Genomic DNA, 25349 nt, shown 5'->3' with positions numbered 1-25349 from the left:
CGCACTCACGACTGTCTCTGCGGTGATACTGACGATGGCTTCCCCTGCTGTTGCTGCCGGCCACAGTTCCGGGCGGTTCGACCGCCCGTACTCCGGCTACGCGCCGAAGACCACGCTGCTGCGTGACGCGACCCCGGCGAAGGCCGGCCTGGACCCGGCGCCGATCGACGCCGCGCTGGCCCAGGTCGCCGGCTGGACGCAGCCGATCGGTTCGGCGAAACCGTTGTACGCCGGCGCCGTCACGCTGCTCGGCCACGACGGGAAGATCGTCACCCGGACCGCCACCGGTCTGGCCCTGAAGTACGCCGACGGCCAGGGCACCGAGCTGCCGGCGGACCAGCAGATCCCGATGCGCACCGACACGATCTTCGACCTGGCCTCGGTGTCCAAGCTGTTCACCTCGATCGTCACGCTGCAACTGGTCGAGAAGGGCAAGGTCGACCTGGACGCGCCGATCGCGACCTACGTCCCGGAGTTCGCGGAAAACGGCAAGGAAACCGTCACGGTCCGGCAAGCACTCACGCACACCAGCGGATTTCCGTCCTGGCTCCCGCTGTGGAGCGCGCAGCCGGACCCGGCGTCCCGGCTGCAGATGGCCCTGACCGCGAAGCTGCAGAACGCGCCCGGTACGACGTACCTGTACAGCGACCTGAACCTGATCGCCCTCGGCGAGCTCGCCCACCGGGTGACCGGGAAGACGCTGGACAAACTGGTCGCCGACGGCATCACGAAACCGCTGCAGATGCGCGACACCGGCTACAACCCGGACCCGAAGAAGAAGCCGCGGATCGCCGCCACCGAGTACCAGTCCGCGCCGCCGCGCGGGATGGTGTGGGGCTCGGTGCACGACGAGAACGCCTGGTCCCTCGACGGCGTCGCGGGTCACGCGGGCGTGTTCAGCACCGCCGACGACCTCGCCGTCCTGGCGCAGACGTTCCTCAACGGCGGCAGCTACCGTGGCGCCCGGATCCTCAAGGAATCCTCGGTGACCGCGATGATCACGAACTTCAACCAGGGCTTCCCCGGCAACGACCACGGCCTCGGCTTCGAGCTCAACCAACGCTGGTACATGGGCGGCCTGTCCGGGCCGCGCACGGCCGGCCACACGGGCTACACCGGCACATCGCTGGTGATCGACTTCGACTCCCGCTCGTTCGCGATCCTGCTCACCAACCGCGTGCACCCGAGCCGCAACTGGGGCAGCAACAACCCGGCCCGCCGCGCGGTCGCCCAGGGCCTCGCGCTCGCCCTCGGCGTCGGCCCGCGGCACGGCAAGGACGCCTGGTTCTCCGGGACGACGGACAACGCGACCAGCACCCTCGACACGAAGGTCGTCGTACCGGCCGGCGGCGCGAAGCTCGCGTTCGACCTGTTCGTCGACACCGAGGACACCGACCTGCTCTACCTGGAGACGTCCGCGGACGGAACGACGTGGACGAAGGTTCCGTTCACGGTCCGGGACCGGGGCTCGGTGATCGACACCGACGGCTCGATCAGCGGCTCCGGGGACCGGCACTGGCACCAGGTGACGGCGGAGCTGGGTGCGGGCGCACAGACCGTCCGCTGGCGCTACACGACCGACCCGCTGTACCAGGGCCGCGGCGTCTACGTCGACGGTGTGAAGATCACGAGCGCGTCTGGTCTTCTTCTCGACGGCGAACGGACACCGGAATCATTTACCGCAACAGGTTGGAGACTTTCGCGTCGGTGACCCCATCTCGTGCATAGTCGCCGTACCGTGGCTGTCATGAATTCAACATCCTCTCCAGAACCCACGGGGCCGCTGCTGGTCCGGGTCCGCGCGGTGATGCCCGCGCTGGCGCCGGCCGAGCAGCGGGTGGCGAACGCGGTCCTCGCGGACCCGGGCGGAGTGGCGGCGATGACGATCTCCGAACTGGCCGAGGTGGCGTCCACCTCGGAGACCACGGTCATCCGGTTCTGCAAGCAGATCGGCGTCCCCGGCTATCCGCAGCTCCGCCTGCAGCTGGCGGCCCAGTCGGCGCAGGAGAGCGTGCGCCCGGAGGTCGGCGGGGACATCGAGCCCGGCGACTCGCTGGCCGACGTGGTCAGCAAGGTGGCCTTCGCCGACGAGCGGGCGGTCCGGGAGACCGCGCAGCAGGTCGACGTGGACGCGCTGGCCAAGGTCGTGGACGCGGTAGTGAAGGCCAAGCGGGTCGATCTCTACGGTTTCGCGGCGAGCGCCTTCGTGGCCCTGGACCTGCAGCAGAAGCTGCACCGCATCCGGCGCGTGGCGTTCGCCTGGTCGGATGTCCACATCGCGCTGACCAGCGCGGCGCTGCTCGGGGAGGGCGACGTCGCGATCGGCATCTCGCACACCGGCACCACGGTCGAGGTCGTCGAGGCGCTCGAGGAGGCCGCCAAGCACGGCGCGACGACCGTTGCGGTGACCAACTTTCCGCGGTCCCCGCTGGCCCGGACCGCGGATCTCGTCCTGACCACGGCCGCCCGCGAGACGACGTACCGCTCGGGCGCGATGGCCAGCCGGATCGCGCAACTGACGGTGATCGACTGCCTGTTCATCGGGGTCGCGCAGCAGGTGCTGCCGGACGCCCGGAAAGCGCTGGAGGAGACGGCCAGCGCGGTCCGCGGTCACCGCCTCAAGGGGTCCGAGTAGCAGCCTGTCAAGATTCAACGGAATTGAAAATCCTTCAGTAGAAAACTAACATCGATCCCGTGACCTCACCGACCGAGCAGCGCAACCCGAGGACGCTCGCCATCGATGCGGTGGGCACGTCCGAGATCCTCCACCTCGTGAACAACGAGGACGCCCTGGTCGCCGGGGCGGTCAGCGCGGTGATCCCGGAGCTGACCAAGGCCGTCGACGCCGCCGTCGAGGCGGTCCGCGGCGGCGGCCGGGTGCACTACTTCGGCGCCGGCACTTCGGGACGCCTGGCCGTCCTGGACGCCGCCGAGCTGCTGCCGACGTTCCACGTGCCCGACGGTCTGGTGGTCGCCCACCACGCCGGCGGGATGGAGGCGCTGCTCCGCGCGGTCGAGAACGTCGAGGACTCCGAGGAGGGCGGCGCCGCCGACGCGGCCGCCGTCACCGGTCAGGACCTCGTCGTCGGGCTCGCTGCTTCCGGGAGCACGCCGTACGTCGCCGGCGCGCTGAAGGCGGCGCGTGCCGCCGGGGCGAGCACCGTCCTCGTCACGTCCAACCCGGATGCGCCGCTGGCGCCGCTCGCGGACGTCGTGATCGCCGCGGACACCGGCCCCGAGGTGATCGCCGGCTCGACCCGGCTGAAGGCCGGCACCGCGCAGAAGATGATCCTGAACGCGTTCTCGACGACGCTCATGATCAAGCTCGGCCGCACCTGGTCCAACCTGATGGTCGACCTGGTCGCCACCAACAAGAAGCTCCGCGGCCGGATGCTCCGGATCCTCGCCGAGGCCACCGGCGCCGACGAGGACGCCTGCGAGACCGCACTCGCGGCCGCCGACGGCGAACTCAAGCCGGCCCTGGTCCACCTCCTCACCGGCACACCGATCCCCGAGGCCCGCGCAGCCCTCGAAGCCGCCCACGGCCGCGTCGCCACCGCCCTGGCCGAACTCGCCTGACACGGGCGGGCTATATCACCGCCCGCCGGCAGGTCAGACGGAGATGTCAACGGACGGGCGGAGTTCGGCGGCTGCGGCGAGGGCCTCGTGGGCCGGGTTGTCGAGGAAGGTCTTGAGGAGCTCGGCGTCGGCGGGGCGGTCTAGGTATGGGAGGGCGATCTGCTCGTACGCCGCCTGGAAGCGCGGGCCCCAGCGGCGGGTGCCGAGGCGGGCGGTGCGGGAGCAGTTGTCGACCATGTAGGCGACGTCGCGGGAGTGCATGTACGGGAGCAGCGAGTCGACGGCCTCGATCACCGACTCGTTGACGATCTCGGACCATGCGTGGCCGCGCGCCGCGAACTCGTCCACCTGCGCCATCATCGTCGCCACGAACAGCCCCGCGGTCAGCGGGTCGACGACGGCGGGCGCGGTGTCGCGCCGGGCGTGCACCTCGGCGCTGTGGGCCCACATCGGGCTGCCGCCGATCTCGGTCATCGGCCGGCTCGCCAGCCGCTGCTCGGCGAGGATCACGCTGCGCAGCTCGGTGCCGTCGGCGACCTCGTCGTAGATCTCGGCGACCAGGTCGCGGGCCGGCCCGTACGTCGCGGAGTACGCGCGGTCGAACAGGTCCTCGTCGCCGCACACCGCACGCACCGCCGCGAGCCCCGACTCCGAGATGGTCCGCGCGATCGGCCCGGTGATCGCCTCGGTGGAGCGCTCGTACGCCGTCACCGGATCTGCCCCGTCGATCCGGAAGTAGCGGTACAGCGCCTCCACCAGCCCGTGCACCGCGCCGAGCAGGATCGCCCGCTCCCCCACGATGTCCGAGCGGTACTCGTCGCGCAGCGTGGTCGCGAACGTGTACGGCGACCCGAGCCCGACCGACCAGGCGAGCGCCCGGTCCCACGCGTGCCCGTCCGGATCCGCGTGCACGGCGATGCTCGCGTTGATCCCGGCCCCGTTGACGGTCGCGCCTTGCTGGTACAGGCGACGGACCGAGTCCCCCATGCCCTTCGGGCACACCGCGATCACCGGATGTCCCTCGGGGAACGCGCTCCCGGTCGAGGTCAGGTGCCCGAGCAGGAATCCGTGGGACAGGCCAATGGTCGCGCCGGGCTTCAGCACCGCAAAGATCTCCTCGTGGTGCGCGGCCAGCGCCGCGTCCGCGATCAGCAGGATCACCAGGTCGCTCGCGGCCGCGACCTCGAGCCAGTCCCCCAGCGTCCCGTCGGCCTCGGTGAACCCGTGGGCGTGGGCGTCCTGCGCGGACCGCGATCCCGGCCGCAGGCCGACCGTCACGCTGATGCCGGTCCCGTCGAGCGAGTCCCGCAGGTTCAGCGCCTGCGCCCGCCCCTGCGGACCCCACCCGAGCACGCCGATCCGCTCGACCCCGTGCAACGCCTTGGGCAGCAAGGGAAACAGGTCCCGCCCACCCCGCACGATGTCCTCGGACCCGCCGGGAACGTCCATCACCTCAACCCGAAACACCGAACTCTTCATGCCCACCAGTCAACGGGCGGCGCAGCCATTGCAGCAAGCGCAATATGTGCAGCGGACCGGTGCACGAACTGAAACGGACGTGCGTCACTCACCAACCGGCCCGGAGCTCGCGGGTTCACGCCTGGGGCCGGGCGGCGCGGCCGGCGCCGGCGGGCTTGGTGAGTGACGGAGGTCCGCCCCTTCGACAGCCCGCCGGAGCCGTCAGGACTCGAGGCCGACTGCCTTCAACGGGTTCGGCCACGCCTTCAGAGCGGCGAGCAGGTCCGGGTCCTGGGTGGTCGCCAGAGCCTGTTCGTAGGCGTCCGTGATGACGTCGGCGATGCGGACCGCCGACCCGGTGTCGGCGGACCGTACGGCGGCCTCCACCATCGCGAGGCTGATGACGTTGGAATGCACCTCCGACTGCGGGATCGTCGACGTCCGGACGGCGTCGACGAACTCGGCCAGCGACCCGGCGATCTCCTCCGGCTCGTCGGCCATTGCCGCGGGCAACGCTTCACCGGAGGCCAGCTCGGCGACCGGTGCGTTGTCGCCGTCCCAGGTCGCCGTACCGCCGGGGGCGCTCGCCCGCCACAGGCCGTTCCACGACGTCTCCAGGCCCGGGGCGCACCAGCTGCCGGTGAAGGCGAAGCGGGTGCCGTCGGAGTAGGTGAAGATCGCGGAAGCGGCCGCGTTGCCGTCGAACCAGCTCCAGGACGGGTTGTACGAATCGCAGTACACCGACACCGGCTCCGACCCGATCAGCTTGCGGGACAGGTCGAACTGGTGGATCGCCATGTCGACCAGGAGCGGCTCGGCCATCCGCTCCCGGAAACCGCTGAAGTGCGGCGCCTTGAAGAACTCGCACGACAGCGTCCCGATCGACCCGAGCTCGGCCAGCTGACGCTGGAAGGCGTTCACCGCGCGGAAGTAGCGGCGGGACTGCGAGACCATCAGCAGCCGGCCGCTCACCTCACTCGCGGCGACCATCGTCAGACATTCGCGGACTGTCTCCGCGAGCGGCTTCTCGCACAGCACCGGGACGCCGCGCAGCAACGCCTCGACGCTGACCTTCGGATGCGCCACCGGCACCGTGACGTCGATGACCGCGTCGAACTCGACGGACAGGTCGCCCATCGCGGCGGCGACCGGTACGTCGCCGAATCCGTGCTCGTCGGCTGCCGCGCGCGCGACGTCCAGGTCGAGGTCGACGAGGCCGGCCAGGACGACGTCGGGGTTGGCGGCGATGGTGCGCAGCCAGGCGCGCCCCATCCCGCCGGCTCCGACCTGCAGCAGTCGCAAGGGTTCAGGCATCGGCAGGCTCCTCGATGGGTCCGGTGTACCCGTGGCCGTTGAAGAAGTCGTCGGTCTCGTAGCGCAGCAGCGTCGGGATCTTCCGCTCGGGCAGGTCGGTGTTCACCCACGCGACGCCGTTCGCGATCACCCTACGCACGTCCTTGTGGTGATAGACCGGGTAGTCCTGGTCGCCCGGCGAGAAGTAAAAGATCTTCCCGTGCCCGCGGCGGTACGTAATGCCGGAGCGGAACACCTCGCCGCCGGAGAACGAGGAGACGAAGATCAGCTCGTCCGGGACGGGGATGTCGAAGAACTCGCCGTACATCTCCTGCTGCTCGATCACGATGGGGTGCGGGACACCCTGCGCGATCGGGTGCGTCGGGTTGACCGTCCAGACCAGCTCGCGGTCGCGCTCACTGCGCCAGCGCAGCGTGCAGGTGGTGCCCATCAGCTTGCCGAAGATCTTCGACCAGTGCCCGGAGTGCAGCACGACCAGGCCCATCCCGGACAGCACGTGCTGGTACACGCGGTCGACCACCTTGTCGTCGACCTCGCCGTGGGCGGCGTGGCCCCACCACACGAGGACGTCGGTCTCCGCCAGCACGTCCTCGGTCAGGCCGTGCTCGGGCTCGTCGAGGGTCGTGGTGGCGACCTTGGCGTCCGGGAGGTTCTCGGCGATGCCGGCCGCGATGGCGGCGTGCATGCCGTCGGGGTAGATCTCGCGGACGTGCGGCTCCACCTGCTCGTGCCGGTTCTCGCCCCAGACGAGTACGCGAATCGTCATATCTCTTGTCCTTAAGGGTTATTTGACGGCTCCGCCGATGGCGCCGGCGGCGATGTACTTCTGCGCGGCGACCAGCAGCACGATGGCCGGGATCGCCGAGAGCACCGCGGTCGCCATCACCGCGTTCCAGTTCTGCACCTGGGTGCCGAGGTACTGGTAGATCCCGAGCGTCACCGGCCGGACGCCGCCCTTGGTGGTCAGCGTCAGCGCGAACAGGAAATCGCTCCAGGAAAACAGGAAACTGAACAGCCCGGCGGTGATCAGCGAGTTCTTGCTGATCGGCAGCACGATCGCGACGAACGCCCGGAACAGCCCGGCGCCGTCCACCCGCGCGGCCTCCACCAGCGACGGCGGCAGCGAGAGCATGAACGAGCGCAGGATCAGGATCGCGAACGGGATCCCGCTGCTGCAGTTCGCGACGATCAGGCCCGGGATCGAGTTCAGCAGCCCGATCCGCTCGTACGCCGTGTACAGCGCGTTCGCGATCACGATTCCCGGAATCATCTGCGAGATCAGGATCGCCAGCAGCCCGATCGACACCCAGCGGGACCGGAACTGCGAGAGCGCGTACGCACACGGCGTCGCGATCGCCAGACTCAGCACGACCGTTCCGGCCGCGATGATCATGCTCGTGACGAGGTTTCCGCCCTGCTCGTCGAGAGCGCGTTTGTACCCGGAAAACGTCGGATGCAACGGCAGGAAACCGGCGGTGAGCGTGTTTCCGGACGGCTGCAGCGAGGCGTTCACCATCCAGTAGACCGGGAACAGCATCACGCACAGGACCAGCACGCCGATCACGGTGTAGGTGGTACGTCGCATCAGGTCCCCCTACTCGTCGACGGCACGACGGGTGCCGCGCAGGTAGAAGATCGCGAACACGAACGAGATCGCGATCAGGATGTTGGACAGTGCCGCGCCCTGGCCGAATTTGAAGTCGATGAAGGACTTCTCGTACGACTGGGTCGCCAGTGTCTGTGTCGCATTCGCCGGCCCGCCGCCGGTGAGGCCGAGGATGATGTCCAGGACCTTGATGGTGTAGACGACACCGAGCATCAGCAGCACACTCGCGACCGCCCGCAGGTTCGGCCAGGTGATGTACCAGAAGGATCGCCACCCGGTCGCACCGTCGAGCTGGCCGGCCTCGTACAGCTCGTCGGGGATCTCCGCGAGACCGGAGTACAGCAGCGTCACGTTGAACGGGATGCCGATCCAGATGTTCACGCCGATCACCGCGATCAGCGCCACCGACGGCGAGTTCAGCCACGGCACCGGGTCGCCGATCAGGTGCAACTTCAGCAGCGTGCGGTTCAGGATGCCGCTGTCCTGCTCGAGGATCGATCGCCAGGTCGCGCTGGACACGATCAGCGGCAGCAGCCACGGCAGCAGGAGCAGCGACCGCAGCAGCCCGCTCAACGGGAACTTCTTGTGGAAGAACAGGGCCAGCCCGAGGCCGATCGCGAACTGGAAGGCGATCGACCCGATGGTGAACAACGCCGTGTTCAGCATCGCGTCCGAGAACAGCTTGTCCGTGACGACCGTGCTGTAGTTCTTCAGCCCGACCCACGGCGCGGCACCGGTGAAGAACGTCTTCAGCCCGTAGTCCTGCAGGCTCATCAGCAGGTTCTTCACCACCGGGTAGCCGAACAGCGCCACCATCGCCACCGCGGCGGGCAGGACGAACAGCACCTTGGTGAGGGACTCGCCGCGGTGGCGCCGGCCGCGAACCTTCTCGCGGCCGGCCACCGTCGTGCGTGTGAGCGTCACCATTGCATCAGCCGCCGGAGGCCTGCTTGAAGGCGTCCTGGGCCGAGGCCTTACCGGTGAGCGCCAGCTGAATCGCCTGGTAGATCACCTTCGCGGCGTCCGGCCACTTGTCACCCAGTTTGCCGGTCCGCGACCGGGCGGTCTTGACCTGCTCGGCGAAGGCCTTCATCGACGGCACTTCCTTGGCGTACTGGTCGAGCAGCGACAGCTTGGTCGGGAGCGTGAACCGGGCCTTCGCCCAGGCCAGTTCGTTCTCGTCCGAGTTCAGGCACTTCACGAAGTCGGCGGCCTTCTGCTGCTTGGCCTGGTCCTTGTTCAGCGGGACCGTCCACGCCTCGCCGCCGAGCGGCGCGACCGGCGTCTGGTCCGGCTTGTTCAGCGGGAACGTGACGACGTCCCACTTCACGTTCGGCGACTTCTGCAGCGCCGGGATCTGCCATGGGCCGTTGAGCATCATCGCGGCCTTCCCGGCCACGAACTGGTCCTTCACATCACCCTGCGTCCAGTTGATGACGCTCTTCGACGCCGAACCCGCCTTGACGAGATCCACCCACAGCTGCAGGGCTTCCGCCACCTGCGGGCTGGTCAGGTCGGTCTCGTCGCCACCGTTGGTCCACATCGCCGGCAGGAACTGCCACGAGCCTTCGTACGTCGCGTTGGCGTTGAACGCCATCCCGTAGCGACCGGGCTTGGTGAGCTTCTTGGCGGCCGCCTTCAGCTCCTCCCAGGTCTTCGGCGGCTGCACGCCGGCCTCGGCCAGCATGTCCTTGTTGTAGAACAGCGCGATCGTGTTGGTCACCGGCGCCAGCCCGTAGAGCTTGCCGTCGTACGACGTCGCGTCGACCATCCCCTTGATCACGCCGTCGCCGTTCAGGCCCATGTCGTTCAAGGGCGCCAGCGCGCCGGTCGCGGCGATCTGCTGGACGTCGGGGTTGTCGAGCATCAGCACGTCGGGCAGCGTCTTCGACGAGGCCTGCTGCAGCACCTTCTGGATCAAGGTGTCACCAGGCACCGTCTCCCGTTGAATGGTGATGCCGAGCTGGGACGCGCAGGAGTCAAGTCCCTTCTGCACAAGGGATTTGTCCGGGTCGTTGTTGTAGTAGTCCAGGACCGTGAGGCTCTTGACGCTGTCGCCGGATGCGGACGACTGGCCGCCGCCGTTGTCACCGCAGGCGACCAGCAGGAGCGACACCGTCGTCGCACCCGCCAGCGCGGCGGCGATCCGCTTGCTGATCATGACATCGGACTCCTTCAAAGCGTTTAACCGATGGACGAGGGGACTGGGGCGGATGTTGTGGATTTGGCGGTAAACCGCTTAACTGAGGTGTTGAAGGACTATGTTCCGTACGTCACACCGCTGTCAAGGGCTCAGAGGGGGTCGATCGATGGTCACGATGCGCGACGTCGCTCAACGGGCGGGAGTCTCGATCGCGACCGTCTCGTTCCTGCTCAACGACACCAAGCCGGTGACGGCCGCGACCCGCGCGCGGATCGAGCAGGCGATGCTGGAGCTCGGCTACCGGCGCAACGTGGTCGCTCGCGCGCTGGCCAGCAAACGCACGCACATCGTCGCGATGGCGTACCCGGCGCTCGAGCACCGGTTCGGGATGTCGACCGCGGAGTTCTTCACCAGCGCGGCCGAGGCGGCCCGCAAGCAGGACTACCACCTGGTGCTGTGGCCGGTCGGCAACGACGGCGTCGAGCTCCGGGAGCTGCTCGGGCAGGGCTTGGTGGACGGCGTCGTCCTGATGGAGGTGCAGCTCGACGACCCGCGCATCGAGGTACTGCGCCAGTCCGGGACGCCATTCTCGCTGATCGGGCGGACGACCGAGCTCGACGGCCTGTCGCATGTGGACATCGACTTCGACACGACCGTCGAGGACGCGGTCGAGCACCTGTACGAGCTGGGGCATCGCGAGCTCGTGCTGATCTCCGGTGACCTGGACGACCCGCGGTTCCACGCCTACGGCCCGTGGGTGCGGACCGAGGAGGCGTACCGGCGCATCGCTGCGTCGTACGGCCTGCCGGTCGTGGTCGTCCCCTGCTCCGACACCACCCAGGCCGGGAAAGGAGCCGCCGAACGCGTGCTCGCCGAGTATCCCGAGACGACCGCGGTCCTGGTCCTCAACGAGTACGCCGCGCTCGGCGTCGTCTCCGGACTGAAGCGCGCCGGCCACGACATCCCGGGCGACATCTCGGTCCTGTCCCTGCTGACGGTGCCGGAAACAGCCGTGATGAGCGACCCCGAACTCACCATGATGCGCACCCCGGGCCCCGAGCTCGGCCAGCTCGGCACCGAGGCCCTGCTCCGTCAGCTCGAGGGCGACGCACCGCTGCCACCGCAGCTGGTGCCGGCGAAGCTGTTCGCGGGCGCTACGGTCGCAGGTCCCAGAGCGCCGCGACCAAAGGCCGGCGCAGGTCGGCGCGGCGCGCGCAAAGCCCGATCGTGAGCGGTTCCAGGTCGGCCGGGAGCTCGGTCAGCTGATCACGCACGGCCGACGACTCGAGGACGAGGCGCGGCACGACGCCGACGCCACATCCCAGCGCCACCAGGGCGAGCAGCGCCTCGTGCCCGTCCGGCTCGGCGGCGATCACCGGCTTCACACCGTTCCTGCGGAACCAGCGGAACGCGTTGTCGCGGACCAGACCCCGGGCGGGTACGACGTACGGGCCGTCGGCGGCGCTGTCGCGGGCCTTGACGAGGACCAGGTCGGTGACGGCAACCGTTCGGGTGACCAACGATTGCGGGAGGCGCCGGGGAATACCGGCCACCGCGGCGTCCACCTCGCCCTCGTCCAGACGGGCGAGCGCGGCGGCCGCGTCGCCGGTGCGGATGGCGAGGCGGATCTGCGGGTGTTCCGCGCGCAGCGGCGCCAGCAGGTCCGGCAGCAGGGTCTGGCAGGCGGTGACGGTGGCGAAGATGCGCAGCTCACCGGTGAGACCGGCCGGCTCGGCGGAGCCGGACCGGTAGTCCGCCCACAGTTCCAGCGCCTGCTCGGCGTACGTCGTGAAGCGTCGCCCCTCGGCGGTCAGCACGACGCCCCGTGGCCCGCGATCGAGCAACTGGGCGCCGGCCCGCGTCTCCAGGCGCTGGATCGTGCGGGTCAGCGTGGCCGCGCTGACGTGGCACTCCAGGCTCGTCCGGCCGTAGTTGAGGGTGCGCGCGAGGTGCAGGAAGAGCTCCAGTTCCCGGTGCTCCACGGTCACCTCCGGCGGGCGTACGCCTCGATCTCGATCTTCATCCGCGGGTCGGACAGCCCGCACACCAGCATCGTGGCGGCCGGGCGGATCTCGCCGAACGCGCGCCGCAGCGTCGGCCAGCACGGCTCGAAGTCGTCCCGGTCCGGCAGCATGTACCGCACCCGGACGACGTCGTCCAGCGAGCATCCCGCCGCCTTCAGGGCGTCCGCGATGTTCACGATGCAGCGCTCGGCCTGCGCCACCACGTCGTCCGCGATCGTCATCGCCGAGTAGTCGAAGCCCGTCGTCCCCGAGACGTGCACCCAGTCGCCGTCGACCACGGCGCGCGCGTACCCGATCTGCTCCTCGAACGTCGAACCGCTCAGAATCGCCCGTCGCTCAGTCATACCCCGAACGCTAGGCAACCGCGGGCCGCGCGGTCGAGCCGGCCAGCCGGATCGTCGGCTTCGGGACCTGGTACGTCGTGACGTCGCCGCCGTCCATCACCGCGAGGATGGCCTCGCCGACGATCGTGCCGAGACCGTGCACGTCGACCGTCACCACGCTCAGCGGCGGAGTGGCCAGCCGGGCGACCGCGGTGTCGTCCCACGCGATCACCGACAGCCGGCCGGGGACGGCGACGCCCAGCTCCTTCGCCACGGCGAGACCGCCGATCGCCATCAGGTCGTTGTCGTACACAACGGCCGTCGGGACCCGACTGCCGGTCAGCAACCGCCGCGTCGCGTCGCGGCCGGCGTCCTCGGAGTAGTCGCCCTCGATGACGCGGCCGTCGACGTCCTGCTCGGCGCAGGTCGCCATGAACGCGTCGTCGCGCGCCTGGCAGTGCAGCATGTCGCGCGGACCGCTGACCCGCGCGATGTCGCGGTGGCCGAGGTCCGCGAGCGCCCGTACGGCGGCCCTGGCGCCTTCGGCGTTGTCGACCAGCACGTTGGTGATCGGGGCCTCGAGCTCGGGCCCGCCGAGCAGCACCGCCGGCACCGCGAGCCGCTCGAGCTCGGCGAGCCGGGGGTCCTTGGTCCGCAGGTCGACCATGACGATGCCGTCGACGTGCCGGCTCGGCACCCAGCGCCGCCAGATCTCGATCTCCTCGGCGGTGTCGGCCGCGAACTCGATCAGCAGGCTCACCCGCCGGCCGTCGAAGACCTCCTCGATCCCCTGCACGACATCGGCCATGAACGGCTCCATACCGAGCAACCGCCCGGGACGCGCCAGCACCAGCCCCGCGATCCGCTCGCGCGACGTCACGTCCCCCATACACTGCCCTCCAAGGCCATCGAAGCCACTATATTCACAGACCTAACTAACTCGACAGATTGCGGATGTTCCGATGCAGCAGGTCAGCGACGCGTCGCGATCACCGGGCTACGACCCGGCACCGACGAACAGCCGTGCCCTCATTGTGGACAGCATCCGCTCCGCGGGCACGGTCAGCCGGGTGGAACTCACCCAGATCACCGGCCTCACCGCCCCGTCGGTCACCACCGTGGTCCGGCGGCTGATCGACGACGGGCTGGTCGACGAGGCCGGCCGCGGCTCGTCCACCGGCGGCAAACCGCGCACGCTGCTCCGGATCAGGGCAGCGGCCCGGTACGTCGTCGGCGTCCACCTGAGCGCCGACAGCCTGACGTACGTGCTGGTCGACTACGCCGGCGGGGTGGTGGCGCGCTGGCGGCGCGCCGGGCCGGGCGAGGCGAGCGACCCGGAGCAGGTCGTGGCGCGGATCGCGACCGAGACCACCGAGCTGATCGAGCGGTCGGGGATCGACTCCTCGCTGGTTCTCGGGCTCGGCTTCGTGTGTCCCGGCCCGCTGATCCGCAACCGCGGCGTCACGTCGGCCCCGCCGTCGATGGCGCGCTGGGTCGACTTCCCGATCCACCAGCGCCTGGAAGAACGTCTACAGTTGCCGGCGCTGCTCGAGAACGACGCCACCGCGGCCGCCGCGGGCACGCGGCTGACCACCAGCCACGACGTCTCGGTGATGGCCGCGCTGTTCATGAGCGAGGGCATCGGGTCGGGCCTGCGGCTGAACGGCAACGTCTACCAGGGCGCGCACGGCAACGCCGGCGAAGTCGGGCACGTCTGCGTCCAGATCGGCGGCCCGCAGTGCTGGTGCGGGAGCACCGGCTGCCTCGAGGCGATCGCCGGGCCCGCGACGGTCGTCGCCAAGGCCCGCGCGGCAGGGCTCGACCTCGGCTCACAGCGCCGTACCGGCGTGGCGGCGTTCGCGGCGATCGCCCGGCTGGCGCTGACCGGCGACTCCCGGGCCGAGGCGATCCTGCGCGACTCCGCGTCCTGGCTCGCGCTCGGCGCGCAGACGATCACGAACATGTACGACGTCCAGCTGCTCGTGCTGACCGGGCCGGCCTTCGCCGTCGCCGGGACGATCTACCTGCCGATCATCCAGGAGCGGATCCAGAGCTCGGCGTTCGGCCGGGCCGTGAACACCGAGGTGGTCCTCGACGAGCGCGGCCACGACGCCGCCGCGATCGGCGCGGCCCTGATGATGCTCCGCTCCGGGACCGTTTCGGCCTAGCCTTCGCCGTTTGCTCCACTCTGCGCGGTCAAACCGTTACTGATCAACGTCTTGTCTTATGTTTATTAGGCGAACTAAGTTACCGCCAGCTTCCCTGGCGGGTGCCGGGGTGACGTGCGGAAAGGACGATCAATGCTCCGGAACCCGAAGGACCGTACGAGGACGCGGCGCCTGGTGAGCGTCGCGGCCGTCGCGACAGCCACCGCCCTCCTGATCAGCGCCTGCGACGGCGCCGCCGCCGGCGGTGGGCAGGCAGCCGCGAAGGACGCCTCCGTCACCGTCGCGGCCGGCGACATCACCGCGGAGAACTTCAACCCGTTCAGCACTACCGCGCTGCAGCCGACGCTGGGCGTCATCTACGAGCCGCTCTACTGGTACAACTTCGCGAAGCAGTCGGACCCGACGCCGGTGCTCGCCACGGGCTACTCCTGGAACGCCGCCGGGACCGAGCTCACCATCAAGACCCGCCACGACGTGAAGTGGAACGACGGTCAGCCGTTCACCGCCAAGGACGTCGCGTTCACCTTCAACCTGGTCGCGAAGACCCCGGCGCTGAACCCGTCGGGCCTCGCCGCCACCGCGAAGGCGACGGCCGACGACACCGCCGTACTGACCTTCAAGTCGAAGTCCCTGATGCAGGAGCCGGCCGTGCTCGCCAACCAGGCGATCGTGCCCGAGCACATCTGGAAGGACATCAAGGACCCGACGACCGACCTGAACAAGAACCCGGTCGGCACCGGGCCGTTCAAGGTCAAGTCGTACACGCCGCAGAGCTTCGTGCTGACCAAGAACGACCAGTACTGGGAGCAGGGCAAGCCCGAGATCAAGGAGGTGCGTTACCTCCCGGTGAGCTCCGCGGACGCTGCCAGCGCCGCACTCGTGGCGGGCAAGGTCGACTGGGCGAGCGCCTACCTGCCCGGCATCGACAACATCATCAAGTCCGGCAAGAACCTGACCTACGTCAACTCGCCCGTGATGACGACCGTCATCGTGACGTGCTCCAACGCCCAGCTCGGGTGCGCCGGACCGCAGACCGATCCCGCCGTCCGCAAGGCGATCTATCTCGCGATGAACCGCGAGCAGCTGGCCAAGCTGGCCGGCGGCGGCGTCGCGGGTGTCGGCTCGCCGACCCTGCTGCTGCCCGGTCGCGACGACGAATGGATCGCGGACTCGGGCAAGGCGAAGCTGCCGCAGGCGCCCGACACCGCCGAGGCGAACAAACTCCTCGACGCGGCCGGCTGGACGAAGGGCAGCGACGGCGTCCGGTCCAAGGGCGGCAAGCGGCTGTCGCTGACGGTCCAGACCGTGACCGGCTGGAGCGACTACATCTCGATCAACGACACCCTCAAGCAGCAGCTCGCGGCCGTCGGCATCGAGCTCAAGCCCAGCCAGGTCTCCTGGAACGAGTGGAACGCCGCCCAGACCAACGGGAAGTTCCAGCTCTCGCTCGACTCCGTCGGCCTCGGCGCCTCCACGAACCCCTACTTCACCTACGACGGCAAGCTCGCCACCGTGAACACCGCGCCGGTAGGCAAGACCGCCACCGCCGGCAACCAGTCGCGGTTCTCGAACCCGGCCGTCGACGCCGCGCTCAAGGTCGCCGCCGGGACGACGGACAAGGCCGCGCAGAAGGCGGAGTACGCGAAGATCCAGACCGTCATCGCGGACCAGCTGCCCTACATCCCGGTCTACGTGAACTCGATGCTGACCGAGTTCAACACCTCCCGCGCCACCGGCTGGCCGACCAAGGACAACATGTACGTCCTGCCCGCGGCCTGGAAGGCCTGGGACGCCGGAATCGTCCTCAAGACCATCAAGCCCGCCAGCTGAGCGCGGGTCCGCCGTGCGCTATCTGCTGCGAAAGCTGGCCTTCTACGTCGCTGCACTCTGGGCGGCCCTGACCCTGAACTTCCTGATTCCCCGGCTGATGCCGGGGAACCCGGTCGACCTGATGTTGTCGAAGCTGGCGACCAAAGGCCCGGTCACCCCGACGACGCGGAACGCGATCCAGGCACTGCTCGGCACCGACACCAGCTCGTCGCTGTGGGACCAGTACTGGACGTACCTGCACCAACTGGTCAAGGGCGACCTCGGTACGTCGATCGCGTACTTCCCCGCGCCGGTCTCCCAGGTCATCGGCCAGACACTCCCCTGGACCGTCGGGCTGATCGGTCTCGCGACGGTGATCTCGTTCGCCGTCGGGATCCTGCTGGGACGCGCCGCCGGCTGGCGGCGCGGTTCCTGGGTCGACAGCCTGATCCCGGTCACCACGATGCTGCAGTCGGTGCCGTACTTCTGGCTCGCGCTGCTGCTGCTCTTCCTGCTCGGCAGCACCTGGCCCGTCTTCCCGCTGACCGGCGGGTACGACGTGTACTCCGTGACGCCCGGCTGGAGCCTCCCGTTCGTGCAGTCGGTGCTGTACCACGGGGCGTTGCCGGCGTTGACGATCGTGATCTCGTCGATCGGCGGCTGGATGCTCGGGATGCGCAACATGATGGTGTCGACGCTGTCCGAGGACTTCGTCGTCACCGCCGAGGCGAAGGGGCTGACCCCGCGCCGGATCCGGTCCCGGTACGTCGCCCGCAACGCGATCCTGCCGTCGGTGTCGGGATTCGCGATCTCGCTCGGGTTCGTGGTCGCCGGATCGATCGTCACCGAGGCGGTCTTCACCTACCCCGGCATCGGCTCGGCGCTGTTGCTTGCCGTCAACAACAACGACTACGCGCTGATGCAGGCGGTGTTCCTGATCATCACGCTCGCCGTCCTCGGCGCGAACCTGCTCGTCGACCTCCTGTACGGCGTCATCGACCCCCGCACCCGTGCGCGGTCCTGAGAAGGGGCTCCTGAATGGCAATCACCACCGAAGGGGCGGCCGCCGTCGAGAAGTCGGCGCCGGTGCGCCGCCGGGCCTGGCCGCCGCTGACCCTGAAGCTCGCGGTCGGTCTGGCCGTCGCCGGGCTGATCGTCTTGTTCGGCGTCCTCGGTCCGCTGCTCGTCGGCAACCCGTCGACGGTCCGGGACATCGGGCTGACCGCGCCCGGAAACGGCTTCCTGCTCGGCACCACCCAGAGCGGCCAGGACGTCTTCGCCCAGCTCGCGTACGCCACTCGCGGCTCGCTGATCATCGGCGTCGTGGTCGGGGCGATCACGCTGCTGCTGTCGGCGTTCTTCGGCGTCGTCGGCGCGTTCGTCGGCGGCGCGACCGACGAGGCGTTCTCGCTGTTCACGAACATCATGCTGGTGATCCCCGGCCTGCCGCTGGTGATCGTGATCTCCAGCTACGTACCGAACAAGTCGATCTGGCTGGTGGCCGCCGTGCTCGCGATCACCAGCTGGGCCGGATCCGCCCGCGTGCTGCGCGGCTTCACGCTCAGCGTCCGCAGCCGCGACTACGTGCTCGCGGCCCGGATCGGCGGCGAGAAACGCTGGCGGATCCTGCTCGTCGAGATCCTGCCGAACCTGATCCCGCTGCTCGCCTCGCAGGTCGTGTTCGCGGTGATCTTCGCGATCCTCGGTGAGGCGGGTCTGTCGTTCCTCGGGCTCGGCGCGTCCGGATCCTTCACCTGGGGAACCATGCTGTTCTACGCGCAGAACGGCCTGGCGCTGCGCCTCGGCGCCTGGTGGTGGTTCGCGCCGCCGGGCCTGGCGATCGCCCTGTTCGGGGCGGCGCTGTCGCTGATCAACTTCTCCATCGACGAGATCATCAACCCGAAGCTGCGCGCGCAGACGCGTGCCGAACGCAACAAATGGAGCGTGAAGGCATGAGGGTCCTGAGCATCGAGAACCTCAGCATCGACTACCTGGCCGAGACCACCGTGCACGCCGTCCGCGACGTGTCCCTGACGTTGGAACGCGGGGAGATCCTCGGCCTGGCGGGTGAGAGCGGCTGCGGGAAGTCGACGCTGGCGTACGCGATCACCCGGTTGCTGAAACCGCCGGCGCAGATCACCGGCGGACGCGTGGTGTTCTCGTCCCGCGAGGGCTACGACATCGACCTGTCGTCGCTGGCCGGGGACGACCTGCGGGCGTTCCGCTGGGACAAGATCGCAATGGTCTTCCAGGGCGCGATGAACTCGCTCAATCCGGTCCTGCGGATCTCCGAGCAGCTCGAAGACGTCTTCCTGACGCACCGGCCCGAGCTGAGCAAGACGGAGCGCCGCGCACGCTGCGGCCAGTTGCTCGAACGCGTCGGCGTGGACCGGGACCGGCTGCGTGCCTATCCGCACGAGCTGTCCGGCGGTATGCGGCAACGCGTGATGATCGCGATGGCGCTGGCGCTCGAGCCGCAGGTGCTGATCATGGACGAGCCGACCACCGCGCTCGACGTCGTCGTCCAGCGGGAGATCCTGCGCGAGATCACCCGGCTGCGCGCCGAGCTCGGGTTCGCGGTCGTCTTCATCACCCACGACCTGCCGCTGCTGCTCGAGATCAGCGACCGGATCGCGGTGATGCGGGACGGGCTGATCGTCGAGCTCGACGACGCCTTGACGCTCTATACGAGGCCGCAACACCCGTACACGAAGCGACTGCTGTCGTCGTTCCCGAGCCTGACCGGGGACCGCGGCGGCTTCGTCAGGACCGGCGCGATCGACGAGGAGGCAGGATGAGTGCGCTCGAGATGCGCGAGGTGGTGAAGGAGTACCGGCTGCGGAACGGGCTGCAGAGCAAGCGCCTGCGGGCGGTGGACCAGGTCAGCTTCGAGTTGCAGCCCGGCCGGACGATCGCATTGGTCGGCCAGTCCGGCTCCGGCAAGTCGACGATCGCCAAGCTCCTGCTCCAGCTCGAGCGGCCGACGTCCGGCCAGATCCTGGTGGACGGCAAGCCGATGCAGTACCGCGGCGCGGCGGCGGCGACGTACCGCAAGGCCGTCCAGATGGTGTTCCAGGATCCCTTCGCGTCGCTGAACCCGTACCACTCGATCGCGCACCATCTGGCCCGCCCGGTCAAGCTCCACCACCCCGCCTTCACCCGGGACGAGGTCGACGAGCGGGTCTTCGAGCTCCTCCGCCGGGTCCGCCTCGACGAGGACTTCGCGCACCGCAAGCCGCACGAGCTGTCAGGCGGTCAACGCCAACGGGTCGCGATCGCCCGCGCGCTGGCACCCGAGCCGGCGATCCTCGTCGCCGACGAGCCGGTGTCGATGCTCGACGTCTCGATCCGCCTCGGCGTGCTCAACCTGCTGGCCGCGCTGCAGCGCGAGGAGAACCTGGGCGTCCTCTACATCACCCACGATCTCGCCACCGCCCGGCACTTCAGCGACGAGATCATGGTTCTGTACCACGGCAAGGTCGTCGAACAGGGCCCTGCCGACGACGTGATCCTCAACCCCCAGCACGAGTACACCCAGCTATTGGCGGAGGCAGCCCCAGCGCCCGAGCGACGGCTCGCCGAGCTGAGGCCGTCAGGCAGCTGAGACGGGAAACGGCAACCTGGGACCAGCTCTGCCAGGTCTCAGGTTGCCGTTTCAGGTCCCAGGTGTTTCAGAGTTTCAGTGCGGAGGCGACCACGTCCGCGAGGGAGTGGGCGATCTCGTGGGCGGTGTCGGAGGACTCCGCCTCGACCATGACCCGGACGAGAGGCTCGGTGCCCGACGGCCGGAGCAGGACCCGGCCGGTGTCGCCGAGGCGGGCGGTGGCCTCGGTGACGGCGGACTGGACCGTGGAGTCGGTGCCCGCGCGGGACTTGTCCACGTTCTTCACGTTGACCAGGACCTGCGGCAGGCGGGTCATCGCGCCGGCCAGATCGGCCAGGCTTTTGCCCGTCTGGGCCACGCGCGCGAGCAGCATCACCGCGGTCAGCGTGCCGTCGCCGGTGGTGGCGTGGTCGGACAGGATCACGTGCCCGGACTGCTCACCGCCGAGCTTGTGGCCGCCGGCCTTCATCGCCTCGAGCACGTACCGGTCGCCGACCTTGGTCTGCTCGACCGCGATCTGCTCCCGCACCATCGCCTGCACGAACCCCAGGTTGCTCATCACGGTCGCGACGACGGTGTCGTTCGAGAGCCGGCCGCTGTCCCGCATCGCCAGCGCCAGCACCGCGAGGATCTGGTCGCCGTCGACGAGCTCGCCGTTCGCGTCCACCGCCAGGCAGCGGTCGGCGTCACCGTCGAGCGCGATGCCGACGTCGGCGCGGTGTCCGACGACCTCGCGCTGCAGACCCTCGATGTGCGTGGATCCGCAGTTCAGGTTGATGTTCAGCCCGTCCGGGGCCGCGGCGACCGTGATCACCTCGGCGCCGAGCCGGCGCAGTGCCTCCGGCGCGGTCTGCGAGGCGGCGCCGTTCGCGCAGTCGATCACGACCTTCAGGCCGTCGAACCGGTTCGGGGCCGAGCGGACCAGGTGCGAGACGTAGGTCTCGAACCCCTGCCCGTCGTCGGTCATCCGGCCGACATCGGCACCCGTCGGACGCTGCCACTCCTCGCCCATCCGGGCCTCGATGGCGTCCTCGATCACGTCGTCGAGCTTGATCCCGCCGCGGGCCAGGAACTTGATGCCGTTGTCCGGCATCGGGTTGTGACTGGCGGACAGCATGACGCCGAGGTCGGAGCCGGTCGAACCGGTCAGGTACGCGACGGCCGGGGTCGGCAGCACGCCGAGCCGGACGACATCGACGCCGGCGCTGGCCAGACCGGCCACCACGGCGGCTTCCAGGAACTCACCACTGGCACGCGGATCCCGCCCCACAACGGCGCGCGGCCGGTGCCCTTCGAAGGCACCGGCCTCGCCGAGTACGTGAGCTGCCGCGACCGAGAGGTCGAGCGCCAGCTCCGCGGTCAGGTCCACGTTCGCCAGGCCACGGACTCCGTCCGTGCCGAACAAACGCCCCATCAGGTGATCAGCGCTTGCTGTACTGAGGCGCCTTACGGGCCTTCTTGAGACCGGCCTTCTTGCGCTCCTTGATCCGCGCGTCGCGGGTGAGCAGGCCGGCCTTCTTCAGACCCGGGCGGTTGGCCTCGAGGTCCGCGGCGTTCAGGCAGCGGGCCACACCGAGCTGCAGCGCACCGGCCTGGCCGGTGATGCCGCCGCCGTTGATCCGGGCGATCACGTCGTACGAACCCTCGAGGCCCGCGACGACGAACGGCTCGTTCACGTGCTGCTGGTGCACCTTGTTCGGGAAGTAGACGTCGAGGTCCTTCCCGTTGATCTTCCACTTGCCGGTGCCCGGGACGATCCGAACGCGAGCGACGGCCTCCTTGCGACGGCCGGTGGCGCCGGCCGGGTTGATGACCGCGACCCGACCCGTCTCGGCGCGCTGCTCCGGAGCCGGGTTGGTCTCGGAGGTGTAGGCGACCGGGCCCTCGGTGTCGATGGGGACCTCGGTGTCGAACTCTTCGGTCTCGGTGGTGATGTCGCTCACGCTGTGAATCCTCGTTTACCTGGTTCGTCGATCGCTTACTGGGCGATCTGGGTGATCTCGAACGGCTTCGGCTGCTGCGCCGTGTGCGGGTGCTCCGGACCGGCGTACACCTTCAGCTTGGTCAGCAGCTTCCGGCTCAGGCGGTTCTTCGGGAGCATGCCCCAGACGGCCTTCTCGACGGCCTTGCGCGGGTCCTTGTCGAGGATCTCGCCGATCGGCGTCGCGGTCAGACCACCCGGGTGACCCGAGTGGCGGTACGCCAGCTTGTCGGTCCGCTTGGTGCCGGACAGGGCCACCTTGGAGGCGTTGACGACGACGACGAAGTCGCCACCGTCGACGTGCGGAGCGAACGTCGGCTTGTGCTTGCCGCGCAGCAGGGTGGCGATCTGGACGGCGAGCCGACCGAGCGTGACGTCGGTGGCGTCGATCACGTGCCACTCACGAGTGACGTCAGCAGGCTTCGGGCTGTACGTGCGCACGGTCGTTGACCTTCGTTTCTCAGAGTTGAACAGAACTGGACGTCGGCGAGCGGTCAGCAGACGTGTCTGTCCTGGACCTGGAACGCACAACAGCAGCCCAGAATACCGGCGCCGCCGTGTTCGGGTCAAAGTGAGCCCACACGCCGAGGGGACCCCGGCTTGGAAGCAGCTGAGGACCGCACTAGTTTAGCGGTGAAGATTGCAGTCCAGACCCGCGTCCCGCCGGCTGATCTACCCTCATTCATCCAGGCGATGACGCCAGCTTCCGAAGAGGGCATTGTGACCGAACAGTCGCTCACCGTCCGGGACAACCGGACCGGCAAGGACTTCGACCTTGCCATCACCGATGGCACCATCCGTGCCGCAGACCTCAAGCAGATCAGCGCATCCGACGGCGACGGTGGCCTGGCCACCTACGACCCCGGCTTCGTCAACACCGCGTCCTGCCGTTCCTCCGTCACCTTCATCGACGGCGACAAGGGCATCCTGGAGTACCGCGGGTACCCGATCGAGCAGCTCGCCGAGCAGTCGAACTACCTCGAGGTGGCTTACCTGCTGGTGAACGGCAAGCTGCCGAACAAGGCGGAGTACGAGGCCTGGGCGCACGACGTGACGTATCACACGTTCGTGCACGAGAACCTGAAGACCTTCATGCAGGGCTTCCGGTACGACGCGCACCCGATGGGCATGCTGCTGGCCTCGGTCGGCGCGCTGTCCACGTTCTACCCCGAGTCGCGCAACATCTTCGACGAGGAGTCCCGGGCGCTGCAGATCCGGCGGCTGATCGCCAAGATGCCGACCCTCGGCGCGTTCGCCTTCCGGCACGCCCAGGGCAAGCCGTACGTGTACCCGGACAACGAGCTCAGCTACACGGCGAACTTCTTGTCGATGCTGTTCAAGATGAGCGAGCCGAAGTACGCCGCCGACGACCGGCTGGTGCGCGCGCTGGAGATCCTGTTCATCCTGCACGCCGACCACGAGCAGAACGCGTCCACCAACGCGGTCCGCGCGATCGGCTCGACCCAGGTCGACCCGTACACCGCGGTGGCCGGCGGGATCGGCGCCCTCTACGGCCCGCTGCACGGCGGCGCCAACGAGGCGGTGCTGAAGATGCTGCGCCGGATCGGTGGAGTCGAGAACGTGCCGTCGTTCATCGAGGGCGTGAAGAACGGCGAAGAGCGGCTGATGGGCTTCGGCCACCGGGTCTACAAGAACTACGACCCGCGGGCGAAGATCATCAAGAAGGCCGCCGACGACGTCTTCGAGGTGACCGGCATCAACCCGTTGCTGAAGATCGCCGTCGAGCTGGAGAAGATCGCGCTGGAGGACGACTACTTCGTCTCCCGCAAGCTCTACCCGAACGTCGACTTCTACTCCGGACTGATCTACGAGGCCCTGCAGTTCCCGCCGGAGATGTTCACCGTGCTGTTCGCCATCCCGCGCACCTCGGGCTGGCTGGCCCAGTGGCTGGAGATGCTCGGCGACGGCGACCAGAAGATCGCCCGCCCGAAGCAGATCTACACCGGCGGCCGCGGCGTCCAGTACGTGCCCATGGGCGACCGCTGACCTGACCCCCGAACGGCCCCCGACCACCCGGTCGGGGGCCGTTCCGCTGTTCAGGGAGAAACTGTCCGGCGCGGTGCACGACGAGTACCTGCGGAACTTCTGGCACGTCCGGGACAGGGCGGCGTCGTCACCTGCGGGTTGGAAACGGCCCCGGGCGGGCTTGATGCCTCGGTCCGGGGCCGTTCGGCGCCTCTGCCGACTACGACGCGGCCGGGGTGCTTGCCGGTTCCGTCAGGTGCGCGACGAGATCGCCGACCTGGCCGCGGGCGCGGATCATCGCGAGGTGGTCGATGTAGTCGCGGGACTCCACGATCAGGCCGTCGCGGACCCGCAGGACGAAGATCGCCGGCACGCGGAACGGCGCGCCGGTGGCCAGGATCGTGCCGGCGTACTCGAACTCCGCCACGATCACCTCGGGGTCCGTCGTCTCGTGGACGCGGATGTCGTCGGGCTGGAAACGCACCACCTCGGTGACCCGCGGGCCGACGCCGCCGAAGTGCTCGCGGAGCGCGTCCCGGCTGAGCAGCGGGTGGTCGCCGTACGGGTTCATCGGGTGTCGCACGTCGGTCTGCTCGGCGTACAGCTCCGGCAGCACGGCGAAGTCGCGGTCGGCGACGCCGTGCACCAGCTTCAGGAAGACCTGTTCAGGAGTCATCGGATACCTCACGGGGTTAAACGGAGTGATGACTTCGAATATATGGAGTCACGACTTCGTTTACAACCCGGCCGCGGTTCGCCGCGTCTTCTAGGCTGAGGGCGACGGAGGGGAGCTGGGGTGCGAGCAGACGCACGGGACAACCGGGCCAGGATCATGACGGCCGCGGACGACGTCTTCGGGCGGTCGCCGGGCGCGTCGACCGACGACGTGGCCAAGCTGGCCGGGGTCGGGATCGCCACCGTCTTCCGGCACTTCGCGACCAAGACCGAACTGCTCGAGGCGGTCCTGACGCTGCGCCTGGAGCGGATCCGGGACCGCGCACTGGAGCTGACCGGCAGCGACGACCCGGGGACGGCGTTCTTCGAGTTCTTCACCCAGGTCGTGGCAGAGTCCGCGTCGAAGCTGGCGATCGGCGAAGCACTGACCGCTGCGGGCGCGGCCGCCGGCGAAGAGACCCAGGAGGCCGGGCGCGGGATGCGAGCGGCATTCAGCGGGTTGCTGACCGCGGCGCAGAAGGCCGGCGCGGTGCGCGCGGATGCCGAGCTGCCCGAGGTCTATGCGCTGCTCATCGGAGCGTCCCGCGGCGCGACCGCGGCCAAGCTCGACCCGGAGACCCGCGACCGCATGCTCGCCATCGTGTACGACGGCCTGCGGCCGCGTTCGTGAGGCGCCGCC

The 25349-nt window shown here is 69.0% G+C and carries 25 protein-coding genes; 12 read left to right on the top strand and 13 right to left on the bottom strand.

Annotation, left to right across the window (positions count from 1 at the left end):
* Nucleotides 1-34: 34 nt before the first annotated feature.
* From AB0L64_RS23655 to murQ, 3 genes are read left to right on the top strand one after another with little or no spacing between them, the layout of a single operon-like run.
* Nucleotides 35-1711: a serine hydrolase gene (locus AB0L64_RS23655; RefSeq protein WP_363713197.1), complete on the top strand. Its 1677-nt coding sequence runs from the start codon at nucleotides 35-37 to the stop codon at nucleotides 1709-1711.
* Between the two features lie 36 nt (nucleotides 1712-1747).
* Nucleotides 1748-2635, top strand: coding sequence for a MurR/RpiR family transcriptional regulator (locus AB0L64_RS23650; protein ID WP_359927667.1), 888 nt, complete (start codon nucleotides 1748-1750; stop codon nucleotides 2633-2635).
* A gap of 59 nt (nucleotides 2636-2694) precedes the next feature.
* Nucleotides 2695-3579 carry an N-acetylmuramic acid 6-phosphate etherase gene (gene murQ, locus AB0L64_RS23645; RefSeq protein WP_363713195.1) on the top strand — a complete coding sequence of 295 codons (885 nt, stop codon included), beginning with the start codon at nucleotides 2695-2697 and terminating at the stop codon, nucleotides 3577-3579.
* Nucleotides 3580-3612: 33 nt separating this feature from the next.
* Here murQ and AB0L64_RS23640 read toward each other — a convergent pair whose 3' ends face one another.
* From AB0L64_RS23640 to AB0L64_RS23615, 6 genes are all read right to left on the bottom strand, one after another.
* Nucleotides 3613-5058: a ketol-acid reductoisomerase gene (locus AB0L64_RS23640; protein WP_363713193.1), complete on the bottom strand. Its 1446-nt coding sequence runs from the start codon at nucleotides 5056-5058 to the stop codon at nucleotides 3613-3615.
* Between the two features lie 201 nt (nucleotides 5059-5259).
* Nucleotides 5260-6351 carry a Gfo/Idh/MocA family oxidoreductase gene (locus tag AB0L64_RS23635; protein ID WP_363713191.1) on the bottom strand — a complete coding sequence of 364 codons (1092 nt, stop codon included), beginning with the start codon at nucleotides 6349-6351 and terminating at the stop codon, nucleotides 5260-5262.
* Nucleotides 6344-7117, bottom strand: a complete 774-nt coding sequence (locus AB0L64_RS23630) for a ThuA domain-containing protein (protein WP_363713189.1) — start codon at nucleotides 7115-7117, stop codon at nucleotides 6344-6346. Before AB0L64_RS23630 ends, AB0L64_RS23635 begins: the two co-directional genes overlap by 8 nt.
* Before the next feature lie 18 nt (nucleotides 7118-7135).
* Entirely contained in the window at nucleotides 7136-7936 is an 801-nt protein-coding gene (locus tag AB0L64_RS23625; RefSeq protein WP_363713187.1) for a carbohydrate ABC transporter permease, read from the bottom strand.
* A gap of 9 nt (nucleotides 7937-7945) precedes the next feature.
* Nucleotides 7946-8884, bottom strand: coding sequence for a sugar ABC transporter permease (locus AB0L64_RS23620; RefSeq protein WP_355482648.1), 939 nt, complete (start codon nucleotides 8882-8884; stop codon nucleotides 7946-7948).
* 4 nt (nucleotides 8885-8888) lie between these two features.
* Nucleotides 8889-10118 (bottom strand): ABC transporter substrate-binding protein, encoded by a 1230-nt coding sequence (locus AB0L64_RS23615; protein ID WP_363713185.1) that lies wholly within the window; start codon nucleotides 10116-10118, stop codon nucleotides 8889-8891.
* 148 nt (nucleotides 10119-10266) lie between these two features.
* Between AB0L64_RS23615 and AB0L64_RS23610 the strand changes: the two genes are divergently transcribed.
* Nucleotides 10267-11331, top strand: a complete 1065-nt coding sequence (locus tag AB0L64_RS23610; RefSeq protein ID WP_363713183.1) for a LacI family DNA-binding transcriptional regulator — start codon at nucleotides 10267-10269, stop codon at nucleotides 11329-11331.
* Here AB0L64_RS23610 and ilvY read toward each other — a convergent pair.
* From ilvY to AB0L64_RS23595, 3 genes are read right to left on the bottom strand one after another with little or no spacing between them, the layout of a single operon-like run.
* Nucleotides 11255-12082: an HTH-type transcriptional activator IlvY gene (gene ilvY / locus AB0L64_RS23605; RefSeq protein ID WP_359927689.1), complete on the bottom strand. Its 828-nt coding sequence runs from the start codon at nucleotides 12080-12082 to the stop codon at nucleotides 11255-11257. The two genes, AB0L64_RS23610 and ilvY, sit on opposite strands and share 77 nt — an antisense overlap.
* A gap of 2 nt (nucleotides 12083-12084) precedes the next feature.
* On the bottom strand, nucleotides 12085-12468 hold the full coding sequence (locus AB0L64_RS23600; RefSeq protein ID WP_363713180.1) for a RidA family protein: 384 nt from the start codon (nucleotides 12466-12468) through the stop codon (nucleotides 12085-12087).
* A 10-nt stretch (nucleotides 12469-12478) separates the two neighbouring features.
* Entirely contained in the window at nucleotides 12479-13336 is an 858-nt protein-coding gene (locus tag AB0L64_RS23595) for a substrate-binding domain-containing protein (RefSeq protein WP_363713178.1), read from the bottom strand.
* A 73-nt stretch (nucleotides 13337-13409) separates the two neighbouring features.
* Between AB0L64_RS23595 and AB0L64_RS23590 the strand changes: the two genes are divergently transcribed.
* The 6 genes from AB0L64_RS23590 (at nucleotide 13410) to AB0L64_RS23565 (ending at nucleotide 20028) form a co-directional block, all read left to right on the top strand.
* Nucleotides 13410-14615, top strand: a complete 1206-nt coding sequence (locus tag AB0L64_RS23590) for an ROK family transcriptional regulator (protein ID WP_363713176.1) — start codon at nucleotides 13410-13412, stop codon at nucleotides 14613-14615.
* A 132-nt stretch (nucleotides 14616-14747) separates the two neighbouring features.
* Nucleotides 14748-16445 carry an ABC transporter substrate-binding protein gene (locus AB0L64_RS23585; RefSeq protein WP_363713174.1) on the top strand — a complete coding sequence of 566 codons (1698 nt, stop codon included), beginning with the start codon at nucleotides 14748-14750 and terminating at the stop codon, nucleotides 16443-16445.
* A gap of 13 nt (nucleotides 16446-16458) precedes the next feature.
* Nucleotides 16459-17448 (top strand): ABC transporter permease, encoded by a 990-nt coding sequence (locus AB0L64_RS23580; protein ID WP_363713172.1) that lies wholly within the window; start codon nucleotides 16459-16461, stop codon nucleotides 17446-17448.
* Nucleotides 17449-17462: 14 nt separating this feature from the next.
* A complete protein-coding gene (locus tag AB0L64_RS23575; RefSeq protein WP_363713170.1) occupies nucleotides 17463-18380 on the top strand; it encodes an ABC transporter permease in 918 nt (305 codons plus the stop codon).
* Entirely contained in the window at nucleotides 18377-19222 is an 846-nt protein-coding gene (locus tag AB0L64_RS23570) for an ABC transporter ATP-binding protein (protein WP_359927706.1), read from the top strand. Before AB0L64_RS23575 ends, AB0L64_RS23570 begins: the two co-directional genes overlap by 4 nt.
* Nucleotides 19219-20028 carry an ATP-binding cassette domain-containing protein gene (locus AB0L64_RS23565; protein WP_363713167.1) on the top strand — a complete coding sequence of 270 codons (810 nt, stop codon included), beginning with the start codon at nucleotides 19219-19221 and terminating at the stop codon, nucleotides 20026-20028. Before AB0L64_RS23570 ends, AB0L64_RS23565 begins: the two co-directional genes overlap by 4 nt.
* 67 nt (nucleotides 20029-20095) lie before the next feature.
* Here AB0L64_RS23565 and glmM read toward each other — a convergent pair whose 3' ends face one another.
* From glmM to rplM, 3 genes are read right to left on the bottom strand one after another with little or no spacing between them, the layout of a single operon-like run.
* On the bottom strand, nucleotides 20096-21442 hold the full coding sequence (gene glmM, locus AB0L64_RS23560) for a phosphoglucosamine mutase (protein ID WP_363713165.1): 1347 nt from the start codon (nucleotides 21440-21442) through the stop codon (nucleotides 20096-20098).
* A 7-nt stretch (nucleotides 21443-21449) separates the two neighbouring features.
* Complete coding sequence (rpsI, locus tag AB0L64_RS23555) at nucleotides 21450-21971, bottom strand: 30S ribosomal protein S9 (protein WP_355482625.1); 522 nt, start codon at nucleotides 21969-21971, stop codon at nucleotides 21450-21452.
* A gap of 35 nt (nucleotides 21972-22006) precedes the next feature.
* Nucleotides 22007-22450, bottom strand: coding sequence for a 50S ribosomal protein L13 (gene rplM, locus AB0L64_RS23550; protein ID WP_131286311.1), 444 nt, complete (start codon nucleotides 22448-22450; stop codon nucleotides 22007-22009).
* A 279-nt stretch (nucleotides 22451-22729) separates the two neighbouring features.
* On the opposite strand from rplM, the gene AB0L64_RS23545 reads away from it, so the two are divergent.
* A complete protein-coding gene (locus tag AB0L64_RS23545; RefSeq protein ID WP_359927713.1) occupies nucleotides 22730-24016 on the top strand; it encodes a citrate synthase in 1287 nt (428 codons plus the stop codon).
* A 199-nt stretch (nucleotides 24017-24215) separates the two neighbouring features.
* On the opposite strand, the gene AB0L64_RS23540 is transcribed toward AB0L64_RS23545, so the two are convergent.
* Nucleotides 24216-24671, bottom strand: a complete 456-nt coding sequence (locus tag AB0L64_RS23540) for a nuclear transport factor 2 family protein (protein WP_363713162.1) — start codon at nucleotides 24669-24671, stop codon at nucleotides 24216-24218.
* A gap of 120 nt (nucleotides 24672-24791) precedes the next feature.
* Here AB0L64_RS23540 and AB0L64_RS23535 point away from each other — a divergent pair, with 120 nt between their 5' ends.
* The gene (locus AB0L64_RS23535) at nucleotides 24792-25340 is read left to right on the top strand and encodes a helix-turn-helix domain-containing protein (protein WP_363713160.1); all 549 of its coding nucleotides are present in this window, start codon (nucleotides 24792-24794) and stop codon (nucleotides 25338-25340) included.
* Nucleotides 25341-25349: the final 9 nt, after the last annotated feature.

Source organism: Kribbella sp. NPDC051936 (genome assembly GCF_040680955.1).
GTDB lineage: Bacteria > Actinomycetota > Actinomycetes > Propionibacteriales > Kribbellaceae > Kribbella.
The sequence above is the reverse complement of the archived record's forward strand: the minus strand, read 5'-3'. Positions and strand labels throughout refer to the sequence as shown.